Below are 25503 nucleotides of genomic sequence, written 5' to 3'. Positions count from 1 at the left end.
TGCTCTGCGCTTGCTTCCGTCCAGGCACGCTGAACCGCCAATTCCTGCTCCCGGACTTTGGCATCCAGATGCTTGGCGTACGCGGTTTTCGCGCCCCAGATGATAAGCCATGCAACAACCAAAATAAGAATTCCCACCCTTACCCCTCAGTCATTCCAGATCTACTTTATTTTAGTTAGCAGCTCCATTAAAGATAGCTGCATTCCTTCATCCTTAACTATCCCATCCCCTGACGGCCTAAATAGTGCAGCCAACACTGTTTTTAGATCATCACCTTCAGGCAACTTCCCTCTTCTCAGCAGCACCAAATATGTCTTCGCCATAACCACACGTTCAGCCGCATCATTTTCTAAATGTATATGACTTAGCAGAATACGCACTAGAATTCTCACTGCCCAGAAGCCTAGCGTTGAAAGGATCAGCAGCTTTGCGACAGCAAAATGCCAAGTCTCAGGAATATTATCTTCCTTGCCTGTATCGACAACACCTCTCTCAGCAGTCTTGTTTACCACTTGCCCAGCACTTGCCTGTGTTTTTTTCATTCCTGATGAAGCAGGAGCACTAGCAGTTGAAGACATATGAGCAACCGTCTTGCTATTCAAATGCAGTGACAATTCCTTACCGACATCTGAAACAGCAAAAAACATACAAAGAAAAGCAAGTACCATCACGATTGCCACCACACCCCCAAAAACATACGATAGCACCCTATGCTTCTTTTGCTTTTTCTCCCAATAAATAGCAGGTGCTTCCAGTGCCTTATTTGCCTCAAATGACTTCTTTATAAGATCAAACTCTTTACGTTGCAGATCAACAAAATCGCCCAATTCTTTCTTTACAAAATCCTCTCTCCGGATAGACCACTCATCATGTTCTTTTTTTAAATTATCAATCCCCGCCTCAGCTTTCTTCTCAATCGACTTAATTCTACCCTGCCAATGATCGTAGTTCTGAGAGAACGCTTTTAAACTTTCCTCAACACGGTCACATCCAATACGCGCACTTTGTAATCTTTCTTCCACGTCATTCAATGATATTGAATTTCGCTTTATTTGATCAGCCAGCCCAGCTCTCACTCCAGATTTATAAATCTGCAGCTTAGACATTGCTTCCGACACCCCCAAAACATCAGTCCCATTCATCGAGGTACACGTATTAACAAGCCCAGACAAGCAGAACATTAAATATAATGCAGTTTCGTAATCATCTTCCCTTCTCAATTTCTCAAAGAAATTTTTATTTTCATTCATTCTCTCAAGCAGCAATTTCCATTTATCAAAAAAATTGCTTAAAGCACTTTTTATATTAGCAAGCCCTACATTCAGCCGCGCCGGAGAGCTTTTTGGGTTACCCCTAGTAACTTTTTCTAATTCATCAACCAACCTCCTGATATCTTCAAAGAAGGTAATTTCCTTGGGAAGTCTCACACTATCAACATGGACACGGATCCATTCATATTCTTCCCAAGTCGCATTGATTGCTTGGATAGTTTTTTCGAACCATTCAATGGTTTCCTCATGTTTAATTGATTCCATCGCAACCTCAGTTTAATTTTAAATCGCAACAACAAAGTCATTTATTTTGCCCAAATGCATAAGTTCACGCAAACAAAAACCCCAGCCGCAAGGCCGGGGTTCGGGTCGGTTGCCACACCGTAGCACTACAAGAGGAGAACGCCATGAAGCGCAGGGTCAGTATGGGCCGCGCCGGGCGGTGCAAACAGGGGTGGAATCAGACCAGCTCGGCCGGGTTGCCGGCCATGGTGACTTCCACCTTGTTGCCCTTCAGCTCCACCTCCCCCACCGTGCCGGCGCTGGCCACCAGGTAACGCTGGCCGCTGTCGGTTTCAAACAGCACCGTCACAGCGTCCAGCTGCTGCAGCGCCACCACGTCCTCGTCGCTGCCGTGGCGCAGGGTGAACTTCACCTCCCCTCCCACCACTTCCTTGGTGGCCAGGCCGCAGGGGCCGTTGGCGTCTTTGATTTGCTCGCGGATCTTGCCGCCCACCTTGAGGCTGGCGTCGCCCTCGCTGCGCTTTTTCTGGCCATTGAGCGTGATGTACACCACGCCGGTCATGCGTGCCATGTTGGGTTCCTTTACAGACGGTACTGCACTGCGGCAGCGAAGGTGACGAACTGATTGACCAGGTTGGGCGGCAGCACGGCGTTGACGCGGTCCACGTCAGCGTCGCTGCGCATCACGATCAGGTCCTTCTTGAACTGCTCGGTGTCTTCCACGATGCCGGCGAATTCCAGCTCGCGGTGCAGGGCGATCAGCTCGGCCCGGATGATGGACGGCGTAACCAGTGCCTGGCCGGGAGACACGTTGATGCCGTCGTTGGCCAGCTTGTGGCGTGGAAAACGCAGGGCGATGCGGCTGCGCACGGCGTAGCGGTAGTAGTCGGCCGTCCACTTGGTTTCCAGGCGCAGCAGGCTTTCGTCATCCATGCCGAATGGCGATTTCTGGTAGGTGGTGATCACCCGTTCCAGGATGATCTTGCCGCCGCTGTCCGCCACGGTGGAGCTGATGCCGTCGCGCAGCAGCAGCTCGCGCTCGTTGCGGCTGAACCGATCCTTGAGCCGCGGCGCCAGCACGCCGGGCACTTCCACCGCGCGCAGCGGCAGCGCGGGGTCGATCGCGCCGTGGAATTCGCACACGCCGGCCCAGGCGGCGGCGCGCACCGGCGCCCAGGTGGGGCAGCCCTTCAGGCCCCAGGCGCTGACATGGGGGCTGTTGCGGGCCGCGCCCCAGGTGGTGAGCTGGGCGTGGGTGCCGTCTCGCGCGGCAAACACGTGGCCGGTGCGCATGTTCATGCCGCCCCAGCGGCCGTCCATGTCGGCCTCCAGCGATGCCAGGCTGGCGCTATCGCTGTAGGCGCTGACGATGCTGTAGAACCAGTCCTCCGCCACGGTCGCCAGCGCCGCGCCCACGTCCGGGTTGCCAGTGCCGCCGGCGAGATTGGCGCAGACGGCGGTGACGCCTTCTGGTAGCGCGTCCTCGTCGTAGTAGGCCGCGGCCAGTTCCATGCCGTTGCCGGCGTCGCCCTTGTGGCGGCAGGCCACGGAGACCACGCCGGCGGCGGCGCTGGCGGTCACGGGCAGGTCCGCGTTGGCGTTGATGGCGTCGGCCAGCTTGGCGGCCAGGGCGGCGTTGGTGTCGCCGATACTGGCAGCGGCTCGCACCCGCTCGCCGCCAATCCAGGCGGTGAGCACGCCGGGCTTGGTGACGGCGCCGGTCAGGGTGATGGTGCCTTTCGCCGCCACGCCGGCGTCCAAATCATCCAGCGCCACGGCGTAGACGTCGATCAGGCCGTAGCGCGCCTTCACCGCGTCCAGGGCGCGCGCCATGGCGTGCAGCATGGAACCGCGGCCAAACTGGGTGGCGGCGTCGTCGGCGTTGAGGATGCGGGACGGGACCAGCGCGGCGGTTTTGCCGGCCGGCAGGCGCTGGCCCAGCACCAGCAGCTTGCGCTCCATCTGCGGCAGGCCGCGCACGGCCTTGGTGTGGTCGATCTCCACGTAAACGCCGCCGGTGCGGACGCCCACGGGGATGGACATATAGGTGATGTTGTCGGGCATGGCTTATGCCTCCGCTTTCTGTTTCGCCGGCTTGGCCGGTTCGGGCTGCGCTTCCACGGCGTCGCCATCGGCGATGCGGCGGCGGTAGTAGGCGGTGAGCGGCACGGGCTGGCCAGCGGCCGGCAGGTAGCCGCTGCCGTCCTCCAGCCGCACCAGCAGGCCGTCAGCCGCCGGTTTCAGGTTGACCATGATCGGGTCCATGATGCTGGGTCTCCAGGGTGAGTTCCGGCCGGCTGGCGCTGTAGTCGCCGTGCAGCCATTTGTTGTGCTCTTCGCGGGTTTCGTGCGGCGCCAGGTCCACGTCCATGTGGGCGCGCAGCAGGCGGCCGGGCTGTTGGTTGGGCGGGTAGGTTTCGCTATCCGGCGCGTCGGCCTCGTCCAGCGGGCCCATGTCCAGCTCCAGGGCCACCCAGCCGAAGGGGAATTCCAGTTGGCTGGAAAACCGCGCGCTGCGCAGTGTCAGCCGCGGCACGGCCGGGCCGGGGTTGCGCAGCCAGGCGCGCAGCTGGCCATACAGCGCCAGCTCGGCCGACTCCACGTCATGCGGCTGGCTGACGTGCTTGCGCACCTGCAGCTGGCCCACCACGCGCAGCCGCAGCGTGCTGTCCCAGTCGCCGGGCTCTATCTCCGGCAACAGCGCCGTCACCACGCCCTGCTCCAGCTCCGCCGGCTGGCGCTGCGGGTGGTCCACGAAGGACGCGGAATGGAGGCGATCCGGCAGCGCGGCGGCCAGGCTGGCCCGCAGCGCGCCCATGGCGCGGCTGATGGCGGTCACTTGGCGCGCCCCTGCTGGTACAGCCGCTCCAGCATCTGCGCCAACTTGGCGTCAATGTCCTTCAGGGTTCCGCGCACCTCGGACAGGCGTTCGTCCTGCTGGCGATCGATTAGCGCTTGCTGCACCTGTTTTTCTTCCAGCACGGTGAGCCGGCGGTCCAGCGTGAGCATGAAGCCGGCTAGGGTGCCCACCAGCGCCAGGGTGGTGAGCACATCGCCCAGATTGATGCGCTTGTCGAACCGCCAGCCGCCGGCGCGTTCGCTATCACTGGCCATCGCGCCCTCCCTTGCCGTCCGGCAGCAGCACGCCCACCAGGCCGGCGAGCCCCAGCCCGGCGGTGACGATGGTTTCCTGCAGCTGCGGCGACAGCCCCAGGCCGGCGGAGGTGGCCAGCAGCAAAACGCCGCGCCAGGTGCTGGCTTCTTGGGCGCGGGAGAGCAGATATGAGCGGAGAAGTTGCCAGGCCATCACAGGTATCCTTTTTTCAGTTCGAAGTGGGGAAACTCCCGGAACGGCGCGCCGGGGCGGCCGTACCAGTTCAAGCCCAGCTCCATGCCGATGCGGCCGGCGGTTTGCCAGGCGGGGTGCTTGTCGTCCCACATGGGTTTGCCGTTCACCAGCGGGACGATGTCGAAGGCGCGCGCCGCCGGTTTGCCGGCGATCACGGCGTTGTGGGCGCTTTGCCCGGCTCGCGCATTGGTGACACGGGCGCCAGGCTGTGTGCGGCCTTGGGCGTAGAGCGCGGCCTGTTCCGCGTCGCTGCGCCAGGTGCAGGTGATCAGCACGTCCAGGCCGGCGGCCTTGCAGCGGTCCAGAAACTGGCGCGCCAGCGGCTGGAGGTCGGGGTGGAGGTCTTCAAGTTTTCTGCTGGGCATTTCAGGCTCCGTAACGGCTCGATACGCCGGCGCTGTGGCCGCGCACGCCCAGGGCGGCGCGCACGCCGGCCGCCGCGCCTTCGCGCAGCAGCTCGGCCAGCCGGCTTTGTGATTGGTTGAATGCGGGCTCCAGGAAGGGCTGCGCCTGGGTGCCGTGATCGCGGATGTAGCGCGCCAGGCCGTAGGCGCGGCGGCGGGCGTCGCGCTCGGCCAGCGCGTGCTTGATGCGCAGCCACTCGGCCAGCGGCCGGATGGGCGGCAGGCCGCGGTAGCCCCCGGGGGTGCCTTCTTCCACATAGCGGGCGTAGCGCACGCCGGCGGCCACGTCCCGCGCCATGGGAAACGGGCGGCTGACATGCATGGACTGCGCCAGCGTGGAAAAGCCGATGCTGCGGTTCTTGCGCAGCACGCGCTGGGCCTCCCGCGCCAGGTACAAGCCGGCGCGGCCCACGTAGCGGTCCATGCTGGCGGCCATGGCGCGCGGCGCGGCTTCAAACGCCTTGCGCACCAGCGCGTCGTCCACCACCACCCAGCCTTTCATTGGCACACCCTCCGCTCAAACTCTTCCATCAGCACGGTGTGCAGATAGGACGGCGTGCCGTTGCGCGGGGTGGCGCTGATGCCGTCGCGCACCTGATAGGGCTTGATGGTGTTGGAGATGGACAGCTCGCGCATGGCCTCGGCCTGGGCGCGCAGCAGCACCAGCGGCGCGTCCCCGGCCGGGAGGGTGCCGCCCTGCTCGTCCAGCGTGTGGCGCGCGCGGTAGCGGTAGCTGGCGGCGCTGCCCAGCAGGCCGATCTGGCGCGCGGACGGCGCCGGCATCAGGTACAGCACGCGGCGGTCGCCGTCGCGGCTGACGCGCATGTCCGGCAGGCGGCCCGGCCAGCCGTCCGCCCACACCGGCAGGCGCGCCTTGTCCGCCCGGCCCCAGTCAAACGCCTGCACCGCCACCAGATCCGCCGGGCAGTCGTACACAATGCGCTCGGCCTCCAGCTGCAGGCGGCCCAGCACGATCAGCGGCCGGCGGCGGCTGTAGTCGTCCAGCGCCACCTGCAGCAGGCGCTGGAACTGCGCCAGGCTGCCCCGCTCCGGTTCGCGGTCGAACTCCTCCGCGGCGCCCAGCAGGCTGTCGCGCAAGGCCGTGGCCAGGGCGGACAGGGTCATTTCTTCTTGCCCTTGGCCGCGGCGGTTTCGGCGGCGTCCGCGCCTGCGGCCTGGAGCTCGCCGCTGAGCTCGTCGTCCTGTTCGTCCGAGCGCGCGCCGGGCAGGCCCAGCGCCTCGCTGGCCGCGGTGAGCAGGCGCTCGGACACGGCGGACAGCACGTCCTTGCGGCGGCCTTCGGCCTGTTCGCGTTCGCCCAGCAGTTCCAGATCCTCGCGCGCCAGCACGGGGATGGCGGACAGCAGCTCATGCAGCGAGCCGGCCAGCAGCGAGTCCACGATGTGCACGGGAGCGACGTCGTCCAGCGCCAGCTCCGCCGCGGCGTAGCCGGGCAGCATGGTGGCGTCCACCTCGCGGGTTTCGCCGGGCGGAATCAGCTGGGTGCCGACGGTTTTGTAGTGTTCGCTGTCGTTGTAGAAGGGGATTTTCATCTGTCGCATCCGGTGATGCGGCCCGCCGGCGGCGGGCCGGCTGGGTTACAGGGCCGCGCGGGCGGCGCTGGAGTACACGATTACGCTGGTGAAGCGGTTGCGCACCACGCGCGGCACGGCGATGGCGTTGTATTCCTCGCCGTAGGCCTGCTTCTGGCCAATGGGGTGGCCGTCCGCGCCCACCATTTCGAACGGCTCGCCGGTGACGAAGGGCTTGGCGATGGTGTAGCCCAGCACGTTGCGCTGGCCCATCAGGATGCGCTCGTCGCCCAGGTCCACGCCCGGCGCGTTGGTGCCGAAGGCCGGCAGGTCTTTGATGCGGGCCAGATCGCCCTGGCTGTTGGTGTCGCTGCCGTCGCGCTTCTGGCTCACCACAAACTGCTCGGCGTTGGTGGCGGTGTCGTTCAGCGTGGGCGACATCAGCAGGAAGTCCGGCGCGATATAACGCTGGCCGCGCATCATGGCCTTGCGGTTGCCCACCTTCTGCAGCAGGCCGTTCAGCCATTTCTCTTGCGACACGCCGCCTTGCGGGTCCAGGTCGAACTTGGTGACGTTGGTGGCCACCGAGTAGCTGATGGCGTTGGTGCCGGTGGCGGCCGGGGCCACGGGCTGGCCGGCCTGGTCCACAAACTGCAGCGTGCCCAGGTTGAAGCTGAGCACCCGCCAGTAAGTGCCGGCCGGCTGCTTGCCGCTGCCGTCCCACTGCTTGATCTGCACGCTGTTCAGCGTGACGGTGATGGGGTTTTCCGGCAGGCCCACCGCGGCGCCCTGCAGGTCTCGCGCCTGGAAGGGGCGCACCACCGGCCACTGCGCCAGCTTGATCAGCGATTTGCCGCTGCCCAGCTGGGCAGCGATGTTTTCGTTGCTCACCGACACGGCCAGATAGCTGTCCGCCGAGCGCTGCAGCTCGTTGCAGATGCGGCGCGCCACCAGCTCGCGCAGCACGCGGGCGTTGCTCTCGATGTTGCGGCCCAGCGCGTCCCAGTTCAGCGCGGAAGCGCGGGTGAAGAACTGCACTTCGTTGGTGATGGACAGCGCCAGCTTCATCGGGGTGATGGACACGGTTTCCATCGCCTGGCGGATGCCGGCGTAAGGGATGGACTGGCCTTCGTAGACGATGCCTTCGTTCACCACCTGGCTGACGTCGCGCATCTCGTAAGGAATTTGCGTGGTGGCGGCGCCGGAAAAGTCGGTCAGCGTCTGCACCAGGGACAACACGTTGAGGTCGGACAACGCCTCGCGAATCACCTCGCGCTGTACGCCCAGCGGCAGCGCGGTGTTGCCCATGTCCACCGTGCCCTGCCCTTGCGCCAGCGCGCGGTATTCGGTTTCCAGCTGCGGCGCGTACATCCTGTCCAGCTGCGCCAACACCTTCTGGCAAAACGGCGGCAGTGTCTGCTTGGCGTCCAGGTGCAGCTGGCCGGCGGCGGACGACTTGGCCAGGTTCTCGCGGTAGAACTCAGACAGCTTCTTCACGCCGTCGGCGATCACCGTGATCTGCGGCGAGCCGGCCGGGGCGTAGCCCAGCGCAGACAGCTGGCGGGCGGCGGCCAGCTCGTTGGCGTGCTGGATCTGCATCTGCGCCAGCGCGCGCACCTGGTCGTCGGTGGTGTCGGCGGTGATCACGCCGGCGGCGGCCTCGGCAAGCGCCTTCTTGGCGGCATCGTCCAGGCCGGTGGCGGCATTGATGGTTTCCGCCAGCAGCTTGCGCTTGCCTTCGGTGATTTCGGCCAGCTGCTTGGCGGCGGTGTCCCGCTCGGCCAGCGCCTTGGCCACGGCCGCGCCGACGTCGGCCTGGTTCACGCTACCGCCGACGGACAGCTGGATCACCGGCGCCGGGCCGTTCGCCGGCAGCTTGGCCAGCTGCTCGGACAGCTGGATAGCCGCCTGCTCCAGCTGCTCGCACAGCTGCTTGGCCTGGGCTTCGTCGGTGATGCCTTCCAGCTGGGCCTCGGCCAGCGTTTTGACGGCGGCCACCGCCTGCTCGGACAGTTTGCGCGCGGCCAGGGCCTCCAGCAGCGCCTTCAGATACTTGTTCATCGTGGTTTTCGCCTCGGAAAGGAGAGTTCGCGCCAGCTCCGGGTGGAGCAGCAATGGGATGTCCGCGCCGGAATCGCACGACAGCGTGACGGGGTCCAGGCGCTTGATCACCGGACGCACGGTGAGGCCTGCACCCAACAGGACGGGGCCGTGGAGCCGGCCCTGTTCGTTGTCCTGCCAGTTTTCGGAGAATTCAGCGGAGAGATAACGGAAGCCGCGGGCCTTGACCGCGTCGCGGCCAAAGTCGGTCCACTCCACCAGCGCGCGCAGCCGGCCGCCCTCCACCGCCAGCTTGCAGATCTTGGCGGCGGCGCCGTCACCGGGCTGGTGGTTCACGTCCAGGAAGATGTCCGTGCCCACCACGCCAGCGTCAAAGTTGCGGACCATGGCCAGCAGCATGTCGCGGGAGATCTCGAAGCGCCCATAGCGCGGATCGGAAAACGAGCCCTCCCGGGTGAGCGTCACCCAGCTGGTGGGTTTGGCGTCCGGCACATCGGCCATGCCGGCCAGCAACCGGACCACTTGGCCCGGCTGGGGGTTTTCAGAGAGTTGGAAGTGTCGGGGTGCTTGCATCGCCTACCTGCCAGAAACGCGCGGATGCGCGGTTTCTAGCAGGGTAAGCATGGGGGGATGGTGGGATAAGGGGGGGAATTGGACGGAAATGGCTGGAGCACCAACGACATATCCGCCCTACTCTGGAGTCAATTTACGCTATCCGGCTTTTCTTCTAACACAGCAGGGGCAATCTCACCTGAGTTATGAACTGAATTAGAGACACTATATCGACGCCTACTCAATGCCATCCCCCACATTGCACCAATAGCTTTAGCCTGGCTCGGCTCGAAACTTTCATCTGCCGGATATGATTTGGGATGCTTTCGCTTTTCCACCCACTTAAAAATATAGTACACAGCAAACATAAGCGGGATTACAATACCAAAAGCCAACATTCTCTTCAGCGCCTCAGGTACTTCACCGGGGTTTACAAACAATGTATCCCACGAATAATCCCTCAACAGCCAAACAACCCCTACAATAAGCGATATAGGGCAAAGAATCAGCATCGCCAACAAGAAAATTATTCCAATCCACTCACCAATGGGAAGCACTCCATCATCGATATAAAAAGAAAAATCCTTATCCTGGCCAAAAATCCTTCCGCCAGCAGACAACTTCTTCTTGGGATAACCCTCTACAAAGAAGCCAATCTCCGCCCACTCACCTGCATTCACGCATTCGAAATCCAATTCAAATTTATTATTTTCCCTGGCAGAAACAGCAAGCCCAATTTCGCACCCATCCTTAAAAAAAACAGGTTCTCCCAACACTCCAACCTCGTCAGGAATCTTAATAAACAAAGGAGACTCCTTACTTATATCCTGCCTTACAACACAATCCTTCCCTCTATTCCAAATTCTGACGCATATAAAATAAACATCACTAAGCTTCCTACCCGTTCTGTCTAAAACGTCAAATGGGCAAGCAGTGGCCGCCTCAATAATTATTCCGCGATTCATTACCTCAGCAACTAATTCTTTCTTCCTCTCCGTTTGCTTGGCTACAATCAAACTTGCCAAATAGCCAAGAAGTGCTCCCACAAACAAAAAAATGATATCCCTTGTAAGTAAGCTCAGAATCCATTTCATACGCTCTCCACCAACTTATATAATTAAAAACTATTAAACAAGTCTTTCTGCTATCGGCTTCGTGCTTAGCCTTATCAAATGTCAAGAAGCATCTATTACGCGACTACCAAAGCATTCGCCCACATGCCCTCTTAAAGTTCTCCAAAAACAAATCCAGTTTCCTACTATGGCCATCAGCAAATTCAGCCGACAATATCTGCGCCCTCCACCCATCAGCCTCCAACGCCTTAATTAAGCCATTATGAACAGTACCATTCCATCCAACACGCCCAAGAGGCATCCCCGCAAAGATTTGGCCATTTGATTTTTGATAGGCGCTTTCCAACTCAAGCAATTCATTCTCTTCAAAATAAGCTAGAGAACCCAGCATTTCAAACCTGCCAAACAATACCTCAAAATTCAAATCAACCCCAACAAGTCCATTTTTCCAGGAGGAAAATAAATCATACAAATGATCGCTCAATGGCGTTCTTCGCTTCTCAAGCCCTTCCAACTCACGCCACAAGCCAGTGTTATTGTTCCAAGCCTCTAGAAATAACGACCTAACAACGAGCTGCGCATCCCTGCCATCAAAAACAACCTTCTCACGAAAAAGCTTGTGAAGCTCACCCCACTTTTCAGCCCGAACCAATCCCAGCCCATAACCATAAAAAAACAGCACCGCCGGATAAAGCCTTAAGTTCAACCAAACTGTATTCCCACCGTTATTCTTTGACCCTGTAGAAACCAAATTTTTCAATATTTCCAGCGCCCACAATCGATGCTCATCACGCCCCCACCTCCCGAGCATCAAACCAATCTTCACAACTCCTTCTGCAGAAGACTCGTAAAATGAAACTCGCCTATTAAACTCTTCTTTACTCCATGCCTGCATAGCTGAAAGATCACTTGAATTAATATTATTCGACAGGTGCCCCAGCTCACCGGATACAATATCGTCAAGTTGAATAAAACTATCTTGCTTTGGAAGAGCTCTCTTAACCATATCAATCAGCAGATTGATCTTTATTGGATTTTCTTGCCTGGAAAGATTGAGAATCTCCACTTTCTTTGCAATGCTGCCAAAAAACTCATCTGCCCCATCAATTTGAATCTCTATTGCTCTTCTATGGTTTATTAGCTCTTTAGCACCATCACCGACTCTTCCCCTAGACGCCCAAAAAACTGGGTAGCGTCTAGCTGGCACTCTGAGGATCGCCGCACGTAAAGCATGATCCCATTCACCAGACCAGCCACAGACAATCAAACCATGTTCGTCAAAAATCCTATTAAGGAGCACACCATACTCTTCAGGGTAAGCACTCAATTCTTCATCTGTATTTAGAATGCGTGCATCTTTATAGTCCCCATGAATCTTGAGCAGATAACAACGAGAGTGCGTTAGAGGCTCCGCTCCTGCAAGCGCATCCACTGAAGAAATAACCGTTGGTTCAACCCCCTTCTCACGCAGTGCATTCTCCATTAACCGGTCAAAATTGGTTGTGATGATGACTCGAACATGCCCAGACTTCACCAAATCGGCAATGGCAAGGTGTGCCGCAGTGGGCACTTTCAGGCCATCCTGTGCTTCTTGCTCTGTGGGCTCAATGTAAGAATGCAGAATCGAACGGCGTTCCTCAGGTGAAATAGCTATATCAGCCAGGAGGTCTGAATAATTCGGTTCTTTTCCTGTTTTTTCTCGATACCACTGCGCCCAATCGTCTTGCTCTTCTTCCCCTTGTGCCAAACCGATTCGCCTAACTAGATCAAGTGTGATTTCCCACCCAGTAGGGATGCTGGCAGTTCGGGAAATTCCTGAACCGATCATGACTGCATACACACCTTTGTTCTCATACAAAGAAAACGCCAGCTGGGTACGAGGATCGCTTCCAATTAGTGACATATTTAGCCTCAACTCTCATGCAATAGTCATTCGACAGGAAAATCATGCCACAAAATCTGTCATCACCCTGGAGAAAATACGACTTCGACATAACTAAGTGTGTTCGGATGCGCCGGCCACGGGCAGGCCTCGCGGCTGGGATACACGCCTGGGCCTAGCCCGTAGCGGTCGGCGGTGGCATGGATGTCGCACACATCGCGGACGCGATGGTTAGGCGACAGCCGAAACCTCACCCCCACCACCCCATCGGTCTGAAACGCCGCGCCCATATAGGCCTCGCCGTGGGCGCGGTTGATCTCGGTGCGGAACACCCGCTCCGCCTGGTACACCACCCCCTTGCTGTTCACCGGATCCGCCTCGCCCGTCATCAGGCTGCGCACCCGCCGGCCCAGATTGCCACCGCGGGCGCCGTTGTAGGCGCTGGCGATGTCGGCCGGCACCCCCTCGCCGCGGCCCATGCTGTGCAGCATGGCCTGGTGGGCGCTCTCGCCATTGATTACGGCGAACTGGACATGGTCGGTCAGCACCTGGGCGGCGTTGCGGTTCAGTCGCCACAGGCGATCAGACAGCTGCAGGCCATCGGCAGCGGTGAAGGAACGGACGAATGCGACGGCGGAATGGTTGACTGCGAACAGGGTGGATTCCGGCAGCGCGCCGGCGAACACGCAGGCACCCAAGCGGGCGGACTGCTCAATCTGGCGGTACAGCTGGCCGTCCCGCCGCTCTTGCAGTCGGCGCAGCTCCTCGCGGACATGGGACAGCACGTTCTGCAGCCGCTCCAGCCCCACCCTGTCGTCCTGGCCGGCCGCGCGCTGGATATGTTCCGCGATGGCCTTGGCCGCTTCGCCGTAGGTGTCCAGCAGGTCTTGCGCGGACTGGTCGCCCAGCTGGTTGCGCTGTTCCACCGCGGCCAGGGTGGCGGCGCGGATCAGCGCGGCGCGATCGCGGTTAGCGGCCATGGCCAATGTCCGTCGCGCTTTCGCCCTTGCGGCCGTTGCCCGGCGTGACTTTGACGGTGGGCGCGGCGGCGGCCGGCTCGGGGTATGGGTCATAATGCTTGGCGTCGCTGTCGCGGCGGGCCTCCACCGTTGCCGGGTTGTAGCCCACCTCCTCCCACACCATGGAGTGCGGCAGGCCCAGGGCTTGCAGCTTGAGAGCGCGGTCTACCGTTTGGGTGGCGGTTTCGGTGCGGCGCTCGGCGAAGGTGACTTTGAATTCTTCCGCATCCGGGTTGATGCCCTTGAGCAGCAGCTGCAGGCGGAAGCCGAACTCGTACACCCAGGCCAGGGTGTCTTGCAGCTGGTCCACCTCGTCGTAATAGTCCCGTTTGAGGTCTTCCAGGATGTCCCGCGCCATGCCGTCGGTGTAGCCCATCAGCCCCTTGGGCAGCGGGGTGCCGGCGAAGAAACTATCCAGCAGGTAGAGCACGTCCTGGATCTCGCCCAAGGCGGCGTCGCCTTGCACCGCCGTCACCGCGCCTTTCTTGTTCAGGTAGAAATCGGTCTGAATCAGCTCGGCATTGGCTTCCACGCGGTCCTGGTAGGCCTGCAGCTCTACCTCTGTGGCGCCCTCCAGCACGTGGGACAGCCGCAGCGGCGCGCGGTGTTTGCGGCGGATCACCAGGTCGGTGTCGGTCATGCGCAGCTTGCGCCAGATCTCGCGGCTGGCGTCCAGGAACGGCCGGCCCAACGCGCCCATGTCGTCGAAGTTTTCCGGGTCCAGCCGCGCCAGGGTGAGCTGCCACAGCGGAAAGCTGGCCAGCTCCAGGCCGTTGCTCAAGTCCATCTGGGTGTAGGCGGCGCGCGGGTCGAGAAACTGGCCGTTGACGCCGACATTGGGCCGCATGGTTTCGGTGGGCATGCGCACGGCGGAGACGACATTGCCGGCGACGTCCAACACCCACTGCATCGGCAAGTTGCCTTCCTTCAACAGGCCGCGAGCGTCGCTTTTCAGCTTCTCCGCCCGATCCAGCTGCAGCCGGCGGACGAATCGGTCCCACTCGGCGCGCAGCGGGCTGGCCGGGTCGGTTTGCAACAGCACCAGGCCGCCGCGGGTAACGTCCCGAGCCACGCGGGCATGGATGCGTTTCACCCGGCCGTCCGCCTGGTCCATCTGGCGGATGTCCAGGATGGTGGCGCGCAGGTCGTAGTCCACATGGAATTGCCGGTACATGGCGCGGATCTGGTTCTCCGGCGTGGAGCGGCGGCCGGTTTCGCTGGTGGGGCCGATGGTTTCGCCGGGGAGCGCGGGCGCCGCCGCGGACTTTTTCAGGCCCAGCCGGGCCAACAGGGTTTCAAGCATCGCCATGGGGTGCGTCCTCGATCGGGGTTACGGACATCACATTGCGCCAGCCGTGAATCATGCCGGCGTCCAGCAGGTCGCGGATCAGTTGGTCGTCGCCAAACGCCTCGCGCCAGGCGTCGCGCATTTGGGCGGCGCGCTGGCGCTGCGCCGGGGTGAGCGGCGGAGGCGGCGGCAGGGTTTCGTCCAGATGGGCGCGCTTGTATTTGCCGTAGCTCATCGCATGCCCAGCAGTTGGTCGGTGGTCATGCCGCGGCTAGCGATCACCGTGGGGGTGTAGCTGGCCACGCCGCGGGTGAGCAGCGCCCAGACGCCGGCGCTGGCGGCGTCGAACAGGTCGTCGCCGATTTTCGGGTTGGCCATTTTGTAGCTGTTGTAGCTGGCGCCCTGCACCGCCTTGGACTTGATATTGCCCAGCTGACGGATGAACTTGCCCCAGTCGCTGGCGTCGGCCTGCACCTGGTCCAGCGCGGACGGGCCCCAGTTGGTGTTGGCGTGGTTCTTGGCGCGCAGCGCGTCGGTGCCGTCGTCCACATAGGGAATGGCGGCCTGGCCGTTGTGGAAGGCGGCGCGCAGCGCGCTGGCCATGCTGTGCTTGGTCATGCCCTCGAATCGGATCGGTGCGAACGGCCAGTGCTGCCAGGTGCTGGCGGTGGATTGGCCATCGCCTATGCTGCGGCGGTCTACCTCGGTCAGACCCTGGGCGAACAGCTTGTCGTTGAGGCTGGTGAGCATGCCCAAGCCGTAGGCGTCGCCCATTGCATAGTCCGGCCTGAAATATTCCCACAGGCCCAGCAGATCGCGCTCCACCACGGCGTCGTCGGTGCCGGCCGGCCAGGTTTTCACATAGGGGAAGGTAATGAAGTTGCCCACCTGCTCGCACACCACAAGCGCGGAGCAAGAGGCGTGCGCGCTCTCGCCGTGGCCGGAATGGTCATAGCCGAAGGACAGCAGGCCGCGCTTGCGGTAGCGCTGGCCTGGCAGCGGTCCGGCGGCCTGCAGGCCGGCTTGCAGCCCCACCGCCATGGCGCGGCGGATGTATTTCTCCCAAATCCAGTTTTGCGCGGCGGCGTTGATGCAGAGGAACTGGCGGATGTATTCCGCCTCCGGCAACTGGGACTGCATCTCCAGCACGAACGCCTCGTTCAGGATGCCCAGCTCGATGCCCATGTACACGTCCACCGGCGGCAGGATGTGGTAGCCGCCGGTTTCGATCAGGTGGCTGAGCACGTCCGCGCCCTTGTGAACGCCGGTAATGCGGATTTGCGGCTTGAAGCTGACGCCCTGGTCAACGCCCAGCCGGCGCGCGGAGCCCAGCATGGGCAGGAAACGGGAAAACAGCCGGTCGGCCGGCATGTCGTCTGTCTCTTCCAGGCTGGCGAAGCTGATGCCGTCACCGTCGATCTGGCTCATGATGCCGTAGCAGCTGGCCTTGCTGCCGTTGGCGAACTGGTATTTCAAGTCTGCAATCTGGCGCCGGCCGCTCTTGTAGGCCACCCAGCCGGTCAGGATCTCGGAACGGCGGATGGCGTCGAGGTGGTAGGTGATGTTGGTCTGGCTCTGCTGCAGCCGCGGCGCGACGATGCCCTCTTCCTGAAACGGCGTAGTGGCGAGGAATTCCAGCGCGTACATCTCTTTGACGGCCGTCTTGCCCGTCCGCCGGCAGCTGAAGTCCACCGTATTGGGGTTGGCGTCCATCTCCAGCATTTTCAGCACCTGCATGGGGTCCAGGTCCACGTTGTGAACGTGCTTGGCCCATAGCGCATGGGGCCGAATGCCGGTGGCCGGGTCCGGCCGGGCGTAGCGCATCACCTCGGTTTCTGCGCGGTGCTGGATCTTGATGCGCTGGGCGGCGCCGATGCGCTCGCCGCTCACTGCTCGCCCCCGTTCTGCTGCTGGTATTCGATCAGCACCGGGTCGCGCTGCTTGCGGGCGTTGGCGCGGTCGGCCAAGGCTTTGAGGGCGGCCATGGACTCGGCCTGCTTGGCGGCGTAGTCCTCCAAGGACAGCGTGCGCGGGCCGTCGCCGGCCGGCGCCAGGCGGCCCATCTGCTGTTCTTCTTGCTCGATCGCCTTCGGCGTCATGCCCATGTCGGACAGCGCCAGGTTGTTGCGGGACAGAAATTCCTGCAGCGGCTTGAGCAGCGGGTGCGCCTTCGTCTCCATGATGATGCGCTTCTCGCCGGTCTCGAAATCAGCGTACTCGCCGATCACGATGTCGCCCTCGCGCGTCACCGCCCAAGCCGGATGCTCGAGCTTCACGCCGTCGGCGATGATGGTCTGCAGGATCTGCTGGATGATGGCGGTGATGCTGGCCTGGATGGACGAATAGATGGGCGTCAGGTGCTTGGGGTTGCGCTGTTCGAAGGCGGCATGGTGGACCATGAAGAGCTGGGTCTGCTTGATGCAGGCCGGCTGTTTGGCGCAGTAGCCGGGGTCTACGTCGCAGCTGCTGCAGGCGGGATATTTGCCTGGCCGGGCCGGGAAGTACTGTGCCGTCTCCGCCGTCATGCCATGCTTCAGGGCGTTGAAGCGGGTGCGCAGCGCCTCCTCCGGCGTAGGGTGGCCTTCCAGGTTCTTGGCGCTGGCGGCTTTGCCAGCCGCCGTGCGCGGCCCGGTGGCGCTCGCCCAGGCCTTCACCAGCGATTTGTGGAACGGCGCCTGCGCCGCCTCCTCGCCGCAGCGGGTACAGTCCGCGAAATAGGCGAAGGGGTGGTGTTCGAGCTCGGGGGCATCCTCAACCCGCCCCGGCGCGGCGTCAAACGTGTTCGCGCACGCCGTGCAGCGGAAGGTAAGTGATTCGAGCTGTTTGGAAAGGTCGCGCTTGGCCATGCTGGTATTTCACAGCATGGCCGGGGGTGGGATAAGGGGGGGATTTGGTTTAAGAAGAAGGGATAACGACAGAACATCCTGTTCATGGTTTGGTCTTTACCAAACTCATCAGCGCAGACAAGAGTTCCTTTTCATTTTGCTGAGACTGACGAAGCCGCTCAATATCTTGAGTGGTTTCACCTTTTTTCAAAATACCATTTCGCTCTGTAAGAGATAGTGAGATTAATATCTTTGCAGTCGAGGTTTTATCCTTCAACTCTACCGCCTTATTGAGCGCAATAAATTTTGCCTCAAGATTCGTCAATTCATTCTGATAATATTTAATATCTTGCAGACCAGCACTGTAAAGCTTCAAAAAGAAAAATGAAAAAATCTCAATAAAAACACTCAACATAACACGAGGAGCATAGTGGGCAAGTACCTCTGCCATTGTTGAAGATCCACCATTATCCCAAAGAACCACATACACCAAAAGCCCAACTGCAACAGCACTTGTACCCACCCCAATCATTAGGTTTAAATTTCCTCTTCGACTTAACGACGAAATCTCATCTTTTATCCTCACCTGAATGGAGTAAAAACTTTCCTCAACGCTCCAATTAAAAACATCGTCTGAATCGGCAGGTGGAGTTGGCGCATCAATCCGCTCAATCAATGCATCATCGACAAAATCTTTGTTTTCTTTTTTGTGAAACGGATTCACTCCCATAAGATATTGATACACAAATAACAACACAAATAAAAAACCAGAAGCAATCCCCAGAAATGCAATCCAATCACTTTTAAACTTAATCGAAGTCAAACTCAGATAAGCAAGTGACAACGCCGAAACCGATAAAAAAACAAAGAGATAAGCAACTGCACTCCGCCTTCTTTTCTCATACTCAGCAGCAGCAACCTCTGCCTTCCTGTACTCCATCTCCTTACGTATTCCTTTTATAGACTCATCATGAATATCACCCAGCGCCACGGATCTCTTCAATGATTCTGGCATTCCATCTTGCCCCATACTCCCCTCCTATAATAATTAACACTTGCCGAAATTAAATATTTTCACTTTGCACATAAAACCCATCAGATGTGAATTTCAATAATTTCCTTCACTCGCTTCGTCTCTAAAACAACATCTAACGCCTCAGACAGCCTAATGCGAACGGCATTGAATGATAACCCTTGACCTGCTAGCTGTCGAATATAAGTATCGCGCTGATAATGTTCATAACTACGATAACGACGCAGCGTCAGCTCCAACCCTCCCTTGGGATGCCGCCACTGTTCCTCAGCATCTAAAATGCGCCACATAGCCAGAAAGGCATCCATTCCGATCTCCGCCGCCACCTTCTGCCAACAGTGGTGCATGCCCATCGCGCGCAGCTCATCCAGCCGCGGATCCCGCGCGCGATTTTTTTTGGCTCCATCGTGAAGTTCGGGCGGATTGCAGACATCCAGGTACCCGCCCCCCCTGGCCGGACCGGCCGTGAGCCCTTGCCTACCCCCCACCCCATAAACAGTCCTACTCGCAACAGAGTCAGACTGTGCAATTCCTGTGGTTTGACTTCGCTTTTCCATATCGCCGCACCCTCCAGACACCCCGTGTTGCCGTCCAGCCACTTCGCTTTTTGTTAGAAGGCGAAGTGGCAGCCCCTGGACAGCAACAACGCTTTGATTTCGATTTAGCCCGTTTTGAAGCCTACTTTGAGAATCTGCTGCAACCCTCTCGGCACGGCACTCTCACCTCACAGCCAGTTACCGCCACGGTGACTTGTAAGAAACAAAGCCACCTCAACGCGCGCCCGTTGGTTTGCGCGTCATCTCCCCCAGCAGCTGGCTAACCGGAGTGGAGACCTTGCTCAACGGATTCGCTTTGTCCACGCTGCCCGTCAGCTTACGGATTGCCAGGTGGGTGTAGATGCTGGTGGACTTCGGGTCCGCGTGCCCCATCAGCTGCTGACGCTCCAGGACGTCCACCGCCTCCTCCGCTAACTCGGTGCCGTAGAGGTGGCGCAGGGCATGAGGGTGCAGCTGCGCCGCGGGAATCCCCGCCGCCATGCCATGGCGCCGCAACATGGCAAATGCCCCCCGCGTGGAAAAGCGGCGGCGCTCGCCGTAGTACTCATGCGCCGGGCAGCGTCGGTTCCGGGTAGTCACGAACAGCACCTGGTCGCCATCCTCGGTGCCGCGATCGATCTCGGCCAGGCCAGGGTGCTCCAGGTACACGCGCAGCAGCAGATCCGCCTCCCGCGGGACTGGAATCAGGCGTTCCTTGTCGCCCTTCTCGATCGGCCGGATCGCCATCCGGGTTTCACCGTCGATGGTCTGCGTGGTCAGGTGCCCCTCATTCAGCCGAACCAGGCCGCTGATACGGACGCCGCAGCCGATCAGCACCGCCAGCATGGCCGCATCGCGCACGCCCTCAAAACGGTTGAAATCCGGGGCCCACATCAACCGTTCCGCGTTGCTCAACTCCATGGCGGTGGGCAACTTGCGCGGCTTGCGCGGATACGGGATCGAGGCGGCCGGGTCTCGCGGGATCGCCTTGCGCACAGACCAGAGATATCGATACAGCTCGCGGATGCAGGCAACGTATGGCGTGCGGCTCACCGGCGCCAGGTGCAGCGCCTTGTGCAGGTATGGACCCGTGAAGGCCAGCAGCTGGTCCCCGTCTATGATCAGCGGATCTCGCCCATCCAGCCAGTCCTCAAACCTCTGCAGGATGTCGCGGTATGCCCGAATGGACCGATCCGCAAGTCCCTTGTTATCAGCTTTGAAGAGGAGAAACTCTTCCATCAGTCGATTCATCACGGCTCCAAAAAAGGGACCCACTAGCAAAATAACCTGTGGAATTGTGGATTGCCGCCGAAACCCGGCTAAAACCCTGCCCAATCAACATTTTACCATTCCACAAAATCCACCAAAACAGGGTTTTCTGGGTTTTGAAACTGTGGGTCAAAAAATAGGCAGCACTCCGAAACCGTGGATTGCCCTCACCTCCTTTTTTCTCCGCTTTCTTTCTCTTTCTCTTTGATTTTTTAAAAGAAAAAAGAAAGAAAACCAAGGGGCGACTGAAATCGCGCTGTGGAGAAATCGGCAATTCCGTGGAATAGAAAATGAAACCGTGGATTAAAAAACGAAACCGTGGGCATGCTTTTCAGCAAAATCAATGACTTGCAACGGACCAGCGTTCAAATCCACGGGATTTTCTTGATTGCATGCCATGGGTTTTGCTTGAGCAAGCCAGCCGGCCTGTCCGTCGCCTTCTGGAGCTGGCAGACGGTTAGGCAGACGGTAATTGATGCAGTAGCAAAGGGGCAGAAACGGCAGAAAGGGATTGTGAAAAGCGAAGTCATAGAGCCGGGAAATCATTTCCGCATCGGGAAATACGATGCAGCTGTGACAATGGTTACAGAGGGCCATAAAATGTGACATGCGGAAATGAATACTTGATAATTCATTGATATCATTGATTTGTCGCGTAGACTTGAAAACCGTCGTGGGTGCGAGCCCACCGTGAGTTCGAATCTCACCGCTTCCGCCAAATTCTAAGCCGTCCATACCCGTGCAAATCAGCGTATAACGCTTATCTGGCAAGGGCTTGGGCGGCTTTTCATTTTCTCGCCTTGCGCTGCTTTGCGCCGCTTTACGTGGTTCCTAGCGCCCCAAATGCGCCCCAAGTTTTCAACCCGCCCATGGCGGGTTTTTTCATGCCTGGAGAAAACGTGAAAACCATCGCCACATTCTCGCAAAAAGGCGGCTCGGGTAAGTCTACCCTGGCCGTTCACCTGGGCGTCGCCGCGGAAGAGGACAGCTGCAAAGTCATCATCTTGGACCGCGACGATGCACAGGCCTCAAGTTCGCGCTGGGCCGCGTGCCGCGCAGCTGCAGCTCCCATCGTCCTCAAGACACCTCCGTCGAAGCTCCAGGGCGCACTCGATGCCGCCAGGACCAAGGCCTTCGGCCTGGCCATCATCGACGGGCCTCCGCACTCCTCGCCGGATGCCGCTGCAATCGCGCGGATCGCCGACATCATCCTGATTCCCGTCCGGCCGACGGCATTCGACCTGGCCGCGGTCGGCAATGCAGTGAAGATTGTCACCGCCGCGGGCAAGCAGCCGCTGTTCGTGCTGTCCGCCTGCCCTTCTCGCGTGCCGGAGGTAGCCGACGCACGCCAGGCACTGGCCGACTTTGGTGACGTGGCGCCGGTGGAGATCGGCGAACGCATTGCATTTTCACGCGCCATCGCCACCGGCCGATCGGTGACGGAGTTCGACTCTCGCGGCAAGGCTGCGGCCGAGATTCGTGCGTTGTGGCAGTGGATCAAGGAGAGGGCGAAATGAGTAAGACCAGCCTGAAGGATTTCTTGGGCGCCGGCGAGGCGGAGCTGCCCGCCAAGGAAGGGAAGCCGCTGCCGGAATACGTGTCGATCAAGGTGAAGGTCCACCCCGACGACCATCGCCGGCTCTCGGACCTAGCCAAGGCGGAACGGCCGTCCAGCCTGCAAGACCTTGGCGTGGAAGGCTTCAATCGCGTGCTTGCAGAGCGCGGTCTGCCGCCGCTGCGCCCCTACAAAGATGGGTAAATGCCCATTTGGGCAGTTGCCCACTTGCTCACCTGCTCATTTACCCATTTGCGCACATGCGCAATTGCCCACGGAATTGGAGAGTTAAATGATCGACATCGACGCCATCATCGATGGCATGGGCTGGTCGCTGGATGCCAGCGAGCGTGCAGATATGCGCCGGCTGTATCAGGCCATGCTCGCTGCCGCGCCGTCGCCCAATTGACACACAATCCGCGCATCATCCGCTGTAAATTTGCGTAATTAACGCACCCTTGCCATGCTGATTGCAAATCTAGGAGCAATCCGCCATGCGCCTCTACCTATCCCCCGACCGCTACTACGCTATCGCCATCCAGCTGGATCTGTTCGACAGGCCGGTGATCGTGCGCGCCTGGGGCGGCCGCGGGAGCAGGCGCGGAGGCATGGCAACGGAACCATTCAGCACGGCGCGACTCAAGGACATTGACCGTCGCCGGCGACGGCATGGCTACCAACTACACAGGCCCAACTGATGAAACTCTCCGCCCTGCTCCTCGTCGGCGCTCTTGCAGCGCCGTTTTCTATTGCTGCGCCGCTGCCGGCCGGCGCCGACTATGAGGTCGGGTTCTCGCCCAATGCCGGCGGCCTAGTACTGGTCTTGCAGGGCATCGACGGCGCGAAGTCGTCGATTCTGGTCGCGGCCTACTCATTCACCAGCAAGCCCATTGCCGAGTCGCTGCTGAATGCCCACAAGCGCGGCGTGAAGGTGCAAGTCGTCGCCGACGAAAAGAGCAACCGCAAGGGTTATAGCGCCGCACAGTTCCTGGCCAATCAAGGCGTGCCGGTCCGGCTCAATGGCAACTATGCCATCTTCCACCACAAATTCATGGTGATCGACGGCCAGAACGTCGAGACCGGCTCGTTCAACTACAGCGCGGCGGCTGCCAATCGAAATGCCGAGAATGTGCTCCTGCTGCGCAACGTGAAGCCGCTGGCGAACAAGTACGCGGCTGAGTGGACAAGACTGTGGGACGAGGCCACCCCCTTGCCGAAGGCATACTGAAATCCGTTTTGATATTCCCTCACCTGTGGTGTAATTTGAATTTGTACGAATTCATAATTTCACCACAATGGCCTCCATCCCCCACTTGATCCCGCAACCCGGCGGCCAGCCGGTGTCGCTCGTTCTGGCCCCGGTTCGTGCCGGGTTTCCGTCACCAGCTGACGACTACCTCGACGACAGCATCAACCTGCATGAGTACCTGGTGGAGGATCCGCCGGCGACGTTCATCGTCCGTGTGCGCGGTGACTCCATGATCGGCGCCGGCATCGACAACGGCGACCTGCTAGTGGTGGACAAAGGGCTGACCGCAAACCATGGGGACATAGTGATCGCCGTGCTAGACGGCGAGTTCACCGTCAAGCGTCTGCACCGCATACGCGGTCACTGCGCGCTGATCGCCGAGAACCCGGCCTACCCTCCTATCCGGCTGGCCGATGGTCAAGAACTGGAGGTCTGGGGCGTGGTGCGCGGCTGCGTGAAACGGTTCCGCTGATGTTCGCCCTGGTCGACGGCAACAGCTTCTATGCGTCCTGCGAGCGGGTATTCCGGCCCGATCTCGCCGGCAGGCCCATCGTGGTGCTGAGTAATAACGACGGATGCGTCGTCGCCGCCAGCGCCGAGGCCAAGGCCTTGGGCCTGAAAATGTTCGGCCCCTTCTTCGAAATCGCCGGGCTCTGCCGGCGGCACAAGGTGGCGGTGTTCTCAAGCAATTACGCGCTTTACGGCGACATGAGCCACCGCATGATGCGCGTACTGTCCGAGTTCGCGGTGGACCAAGAGGTCTATTCCATCGATGAATCCTTCCTGGAGATGGAGGGCATGCCCGATCTGGACAGCCACGGCCACCGCATCCGGCAAGCCGTTCTACAACGGGTAGGAATCCCAACATGTGTCGGGTTTGGCACATCGAAGACTCTTGCCAAGCTGGCCAACCGCGTAGCGAAGAAGCGCAGCGAATGGGGTGGCGTGTTCGCATGGGACTGGCTGACCGCGGCCGAGGCCGACGCTCTGATGGGGCGAATTCCCGTCGGGGATGTGTGGGGCATCGGCGGCCGACTAACCGAAAAGCTGGGCGCGATGGGCATCACCACCGCGCTGCAGCTCAAACGCATCGACCCGCGCCGGATCAAGCGTGCTTTTTCGGTCGTGGTGGAGCGCACAGTGCAGGAGCTGAACGGGGTATCCTGCCTGGCCCTGGAAGACGTGGCGCCGGCGAAACAGCAAATCATCGCGAGCAGATCATTCAGCGAAAAAGTCACCGACCTGGCCACCCTCGCCGCATCCGTCGCCCACCACGCCGCGCGCGGCGCCGAGAAGCTGCGCCAGCAGCGCAGCGCGGCCAAGTTGGTAGCGGTCCAAATTATGACCAGCCCGTTTTCCGATGAACCGCAATACCGACCCTATATCGTGGTGCCGCTTGTTCAGCCCAGCAACGACACGCTGCTGATCACCCGCGCGGCGTTGGCAGGCTTACGCCACGTTTACCGGCCAGGCTTCCGCTATCACAAGGCAGGCATCATGCTGCTTGAGATCGGCGACCAGGCCATACAGCAATCGGACCTGTTCGCTGCGCCGCCTGATCCGCGCCGCGCGCGGCTGATGGCTGCGATGGACAAGATCAATCGGAACTGGGGACGTGGCACGCTGCGTACCGCCGCCGAGCAACTGACCGAGGGATGGCACATGCGGCAGGATCTGCGCTCGCCGTGCTACTCGACGCGGATTGACCAGCTATTGAGCGTCGGCTGATTTTGCCAGCGCCGGAGCCGCTTGCATCAGCTCGGCCGTGAACGGTGCCAGCATCGCCCTGGCCAGCTCCGGCTCGCGGCACGCCAGCCAGTCGCCGTAACGCTCGCGCGGCAGGATCACCAGCGAGCGTTTTTCATCGCCCAGCTTGTGCATGCGCTTCATCAGCGGGTGCTCGTCGGCGTTGATTGTGATCTGCGTGAACGCATGCGAGACGCCCCCCTCCGGCTCTTGCCACTCCCGCCACATGCCGGCGACGGCGAAGGGCTCGCCATCGGCCCGGCCGATCCTTGTTCGCACTGCTTTGCCAGTCTCGTAGCAGGGCTCGAAAAATGCCTGCATCGGTACCAGGCACAACTGACATTTGCGCCACGTGGCCTTGTACGTGGGTTTCTCACCAATCGTCTCAGCGCGTGCGTTCATGGTCGTAATGCGCACGCCAGGCGGCTGATGGCGCTTTGGCACGAAACCATAGGTCGCCAGCCTCAGGCCGTCGCGAGTGATGATCGGCGCAGCGTAGTCCTGCCAGCAATCAGGCTTCCAAAGGCCGTCTTCGACCTCATAACCAAAGTGCAGGCGAATCTGCTGCGCCGAGGGTGGTGTGAAGTTGACGCACATGCATACAGCATAGCAAAAT

Annotated in this window: 29 protein-coding genes and 1 tRNA gene; 7 read left to right on the top strand and 23 right to left on the bottom strand. The window is 60.2% G+C overall.

What is annotated here, in order from left to right:
- Positions 1-161: 161 nt before the first annotated feature.
- From BKX93_RS24400 to BKX93_RS01875, 22 genes are all read right to left on the bottom strand, one after another.
- A complete protein-coding gene (locus tag BKX93_RS24400) occupies positions 162-1535 on the bottom strand; it encodes a DUF6161 domain-containing protein (protein ID WP_145929221.1) in 1374 nt (457 codons plus the stop codon).
- 196 nt (positions 1536-1731) lie between these two features.
- Entirely contained in the window at positions 1732-2085 is a 354-nt protein-coding gene (locus tag BKX93_RS01960) for a phage tail tube protein (RefSeq protein ID WP_083340391.1), read from the bottom strand.
- A gap of 11 nt (positions 2086-2096) precedes the next feature.
- Positions 2097-3578 (bottom strand): phage tail sheath C-terminal domain-containing protein, encoded by a 1482-nt coding sequence (locus BKX93_RS01955; protein WP_070978454.1) that lies wholly within the window; start codon positions 3576-3578, stop codon positions 2097-2099.
- Positions 3579-3581: 3 nt separating this feature from the next.
- Entirely contained in the window at positions 3582-3779 is a 198-nt protein-coding gene (locus tag BKX93_RS23315; RefSeq protein ID WP_083340390.1) for a DUF2635 domain-containing protein, read from the bottom strand.
- The gene (locus BKX93_RS24395; protein WP_070978452.1) at positions 3742-4353 is read right to left on the bottom strand and encodes a hypothetical protein; all 612 of its coding nucleotides are present in this window, start codon (positions 4351-4353) and stop codon (positions 3742-3744) included. The genes BKX93_RS23315 and BKX93_RS24395 overlap by 38 nt, the downstream gene beginning before the upstream one ends.
- Positions 4350-4628 (bottom strand): hypothetical protein, encoded by a 279-nt coding sequence (locus BKX93_RS01945; protein WP_070978450.1) that lies wholly within the window; start codon positions 4626-4628, stop codon positions 4350-4352. The genes BKX93_RS24395 and BKX93_RS01945 overlap by 4 nt, the downstream gene beginning before the upstream one ends.
- Positions 4618-4821: a hypothetical protein gene (locus tag BKX93_RS01940; RefSeq protein ID WP_070978448.1), complete on the bottom strand. Its 204-nt coding sequence runs from the start codon at positions 4819-4821 to the stop codon at positions 4618-4620. The genes BKX93_RS01945 and BKX93_RS01940 overlap by 11 nt, the downstream gene beginning before the upstream one ends.
- A complete protein-coding gene (locus BKX93_RS01935) occupies positions 4821-5228 on the bottom strand; it encodes a M15 family metallopeptidase (protein ID WP_070978447.1) in 408 nt (135 codons plus the stop codon). The genes BKX93_RS01940 and BKX93_RS01935 overlap by 1 nt, the downstream gene beginning before the upstream one ends.
- Before the next feature lies 1 nt (position 5229).
- Positions 5230-5769: a hypothetical protein gene (locus BKX93_RS01930; protein WP_070978445.1), complete on the bottom strand. Its 540-nt coding sequence runs from the start codon at positions 5767-5769 to the stop codon at positions 5230-5232.
- Positions 5766-6392, bottom strand: a complete 627-nt coding sequence (locus BKX93_RS01925) for a hypothetical protein (protein ID WP_070978443.1) — start codon at positions 6390-6392, stop codon at positions 5766-5768. Before BKX93_RS01925 ends, BKX93_RS01930 begins: the two co-directional genes overlap by 4 nt.
- On the bottom strand, positions 6389-6820 hold the full coding sequence (locus BKX93_RS01920) for a hypothetical protein (RefSeq protein ID WP_070978442.1): 432 nt from the start codon (positions 6818-6820) through the stop codon (positions 6389-6391). Before BKX93_RS01920 ends, BKX93_RS01925 begins: the two co-directional genes overlap by 4 nt.
- Before the next feature lie 45 nt (positions 6821-6865).
- The gene (locus BKX93_RS01915; RefSeq protein WP_070978440.1) at positions 6866-9433 is read right to left on the bottom strand and encodes a phage protease; all 2568 of its coding nucleotides are present in this window, start codon (positions 9431-9433) and stop codon (positions 6866-6868) included.
- A gap of 128 nt (positions 9434-9561) precedes the next feature.
- Positions 9562-10506 (bottom strand): hypothetical protein, encoded by a 945-nt coding sequence (locus BKX93_RS01910; protein WP_070978438.1) that lies wholly within the window; start codon positions 10504-10506, stop codon positions 9562-9564.
- Positions 10507-10609: 103 nt separating this feature from the next.
- Positions 10610-12388 carry an SIR2 family protein gene (locus BKX93_RS23310; protein ID WP_083340389.1) on the bottom strand — a complete coding sequence of 593 codons (1779 nt, stop codon included), beginning with the start codon at positions 12386-12388 and terminating at the stop codon, positions 10610-10612.
- 62 nt (positions 12389-12450) lie between these two features.
- Positions 12451-13347, bottom strand: a complete 897-nt coding sequence (locus tag BKX93_RS01905; RefSeq protein ID WP_070978437.1) for a hypothetical protein — start codon at positions 13345-13347, stop codon at positions 12451-12453.
- Complete coding sequence (locus tag BKX93_RS01900; RefSeq protein ID WP_070978435.1) at positions 13337-14695, bottom strand: portal protein; 1359 nt, start codon at positions 14693-14695, stop codon at positions 13337-13339. Before BKX93_RS01900 ends, BKX93_RS01905 begins: the two co-directional genes overlap by 11 nt.
- Positions 14682-14909: a hypothetical protein gene (locus tag BKX93_RS01895; protein ID WP_070978433.1), complete on the bottom strand. Its 228-nt coding sequence runs from the start codon at positions 14907-14909 to the stop codon at positions 14682-14684. The genes BKX93_RS01900 and BKX93_RS01895 overlap by 14 nt, the downstream gene beginning before the upstream one ends.
- Positions 14906-16564 (bottom strand): hypothetical protein, encoded by a 1659-nt coding sequence (locus BKX93_RS01890; RefSeq protein ID WP_244887223.1) that lies wholly within the window; start codon positions 16562-16564, stop codon positions 14906-14908. The genes BKX93_RS01895 and BKX93_RS01890 overlap by 4 nt, the downstream gene beginning before the upstream one ends.
- Entirely contained in the window at positions 16561-17520 is a 960-nt protein-coding gene (locus tag BKX93_RS01885; RefSeq protein WP_070978430.1) for a hypothetical protein, read from the bottom strand. Before BKX93_RS01885 ends, BKX93_RS01890 begins: the two co-directional genes overlap by 4 nt.
- An 82-nt stretch (positions 17521-17602) precedes the next feature.
- Entirely contained in the window at positions 17603-18529 is a 927-nt protein-coding gene (locus tag BKX93_RS24390; protein WP_145929220.1) for a hypothetical protein, read from the bottom strand.
- A gap of 65 nt (positions 18530-18594) precedes the next feature.
- On the bottom strand, positions 18595-18840 hold the full coding sequence (locus BKX93_RS01880) for a hypothetical protein (protein ID WP_145929219.1): 246 nt from the start codon (positions 18838-18840) through the stop codon (positions 18595-18597).
- 462 nt (positions 18841-19302) lie between these two features.
- Positions 19303-20319, bottom strand: a complete 1017-nt coding sequence (locus BKX93_RS01875; protein ID WP_070978426.1) for a tyrosine-type recombinase/integrase — start codon at positions 20317-20319, stop codon at positions 19303-19305.
- 342 nt (positions 20320-20661) lie between these two features.
- Here BKX93_RS01875 and BKX93_RS25010 point away from each other — a divergent pair, with 342 nt between their 5' ends.
- From BKX93_RS25010 to BKX93_RS01840, 7 genes are all read left to right on the top strand, one after another.
- Complete coding sequence (locus BKX93_RS25010; protein ID WP_070978424.1) at positions 20662-20943, top strand: hypothetical protein; 282 nt, start codon at positions 20662-20664, stop codon at positions 20941-20943.
- Between the two features lie 5 nt (positions 20944-20948).
- Positions 20949-21055: transfer RNA gene (locus BKX93_RS25005), tRNA-OTHER, on the top strand.
- 181 nt (positions 21056-21236) lie between these two features.
- Positions 21237-21854, top strand: coding sequence for a ParA family protein (locus BKX93_RS01865; protein ID WP_145929217.1), 618 nt, complete (start codon positions 21237-21239; stop codon positions 21852-21854).
- Positions 21851-22096, top strand: coding sequence for a hypothetical protein (locus BKX93_RS01860; protein WP_070978422.1), 246 nt, complete (start codon positions 21851-21853; stop codon positions 22094-22096). The genes BKX93_RS01865 and BKX93_RS01860 overlap by 4 nt, the downstream gene beginning before the upstream one ends.
- Before the next feature lie 493 nt (positions 22097-22589).
- A complete protein-coding gene (locus BKX93_RS01850; protein WP_083340388.1) occupies positions 22590-23120 on the top strand; it encodes a phospholipase D family nuclease in 531 nt (176 codons plus the stop codon).
- Between the two features lie 67 nt (positions 23121-23187).
- Positions 23188-23613 carry a LexA family protein gene (locus BKX93_RS01845; protein WP_145929216.1) on the top strand — a complete coding sequence of 142 codons (426 nt, stop codon included), beginning with the start codon at positions 23188-23190 and terminating at the stop codon, positions 23611-23613.
- Positions 23613-24869 (top strand): Y-family DNA polymerase, encoded by a 1257-nt coding sequence (locus BKX93_RS01840; protein WP_070978417.1) that lies wholly within the window; start codon positions 23613-23615, stop codon positions 24867-24869. Before BKX93_RS01845 ends, BKX93_RS01840 begins: the two co-directional genes overlap by 1 nt.
- Here the strand turns inward: BKX93_RS01840 and BKX93_RS01835 are convergent.
- Positions 24852-25484 carry an SOS response-associated peptidase gene (locus BKX93_RS01835; RefSeq protein WP_070978415.1) on the bottom strand — a complete coding sequence of 211 codons (633 nt, stop codon included), beginning with the start codon at positions 25482-25484 and terminating at the stop codon, positions 24852-24854. The two genes, BKX93_RS01840 and BKX93_RS01835, sit on opposite strands and share 18 nt — an antisense overlap.
- Positions 25485-25503: the final 19 nt, after the last annotated feature.

The sequence above is a fragment of the Chromobacterium vaccinii genome, from assembly GCF_001855275.1.
Taxonomy (GTDB): domain Bacteria; phylum Pseudomonadota; class Gammaproteobacteria; order Burkholderiales; family Chromobacteriaceae; genus Chromobacterium; species Chromobacterium vaccinii.
Note: the sequence above shows the minus strand (reverse complement) of the source record. Positions and strands in the feature narration are given on the sequence as shown.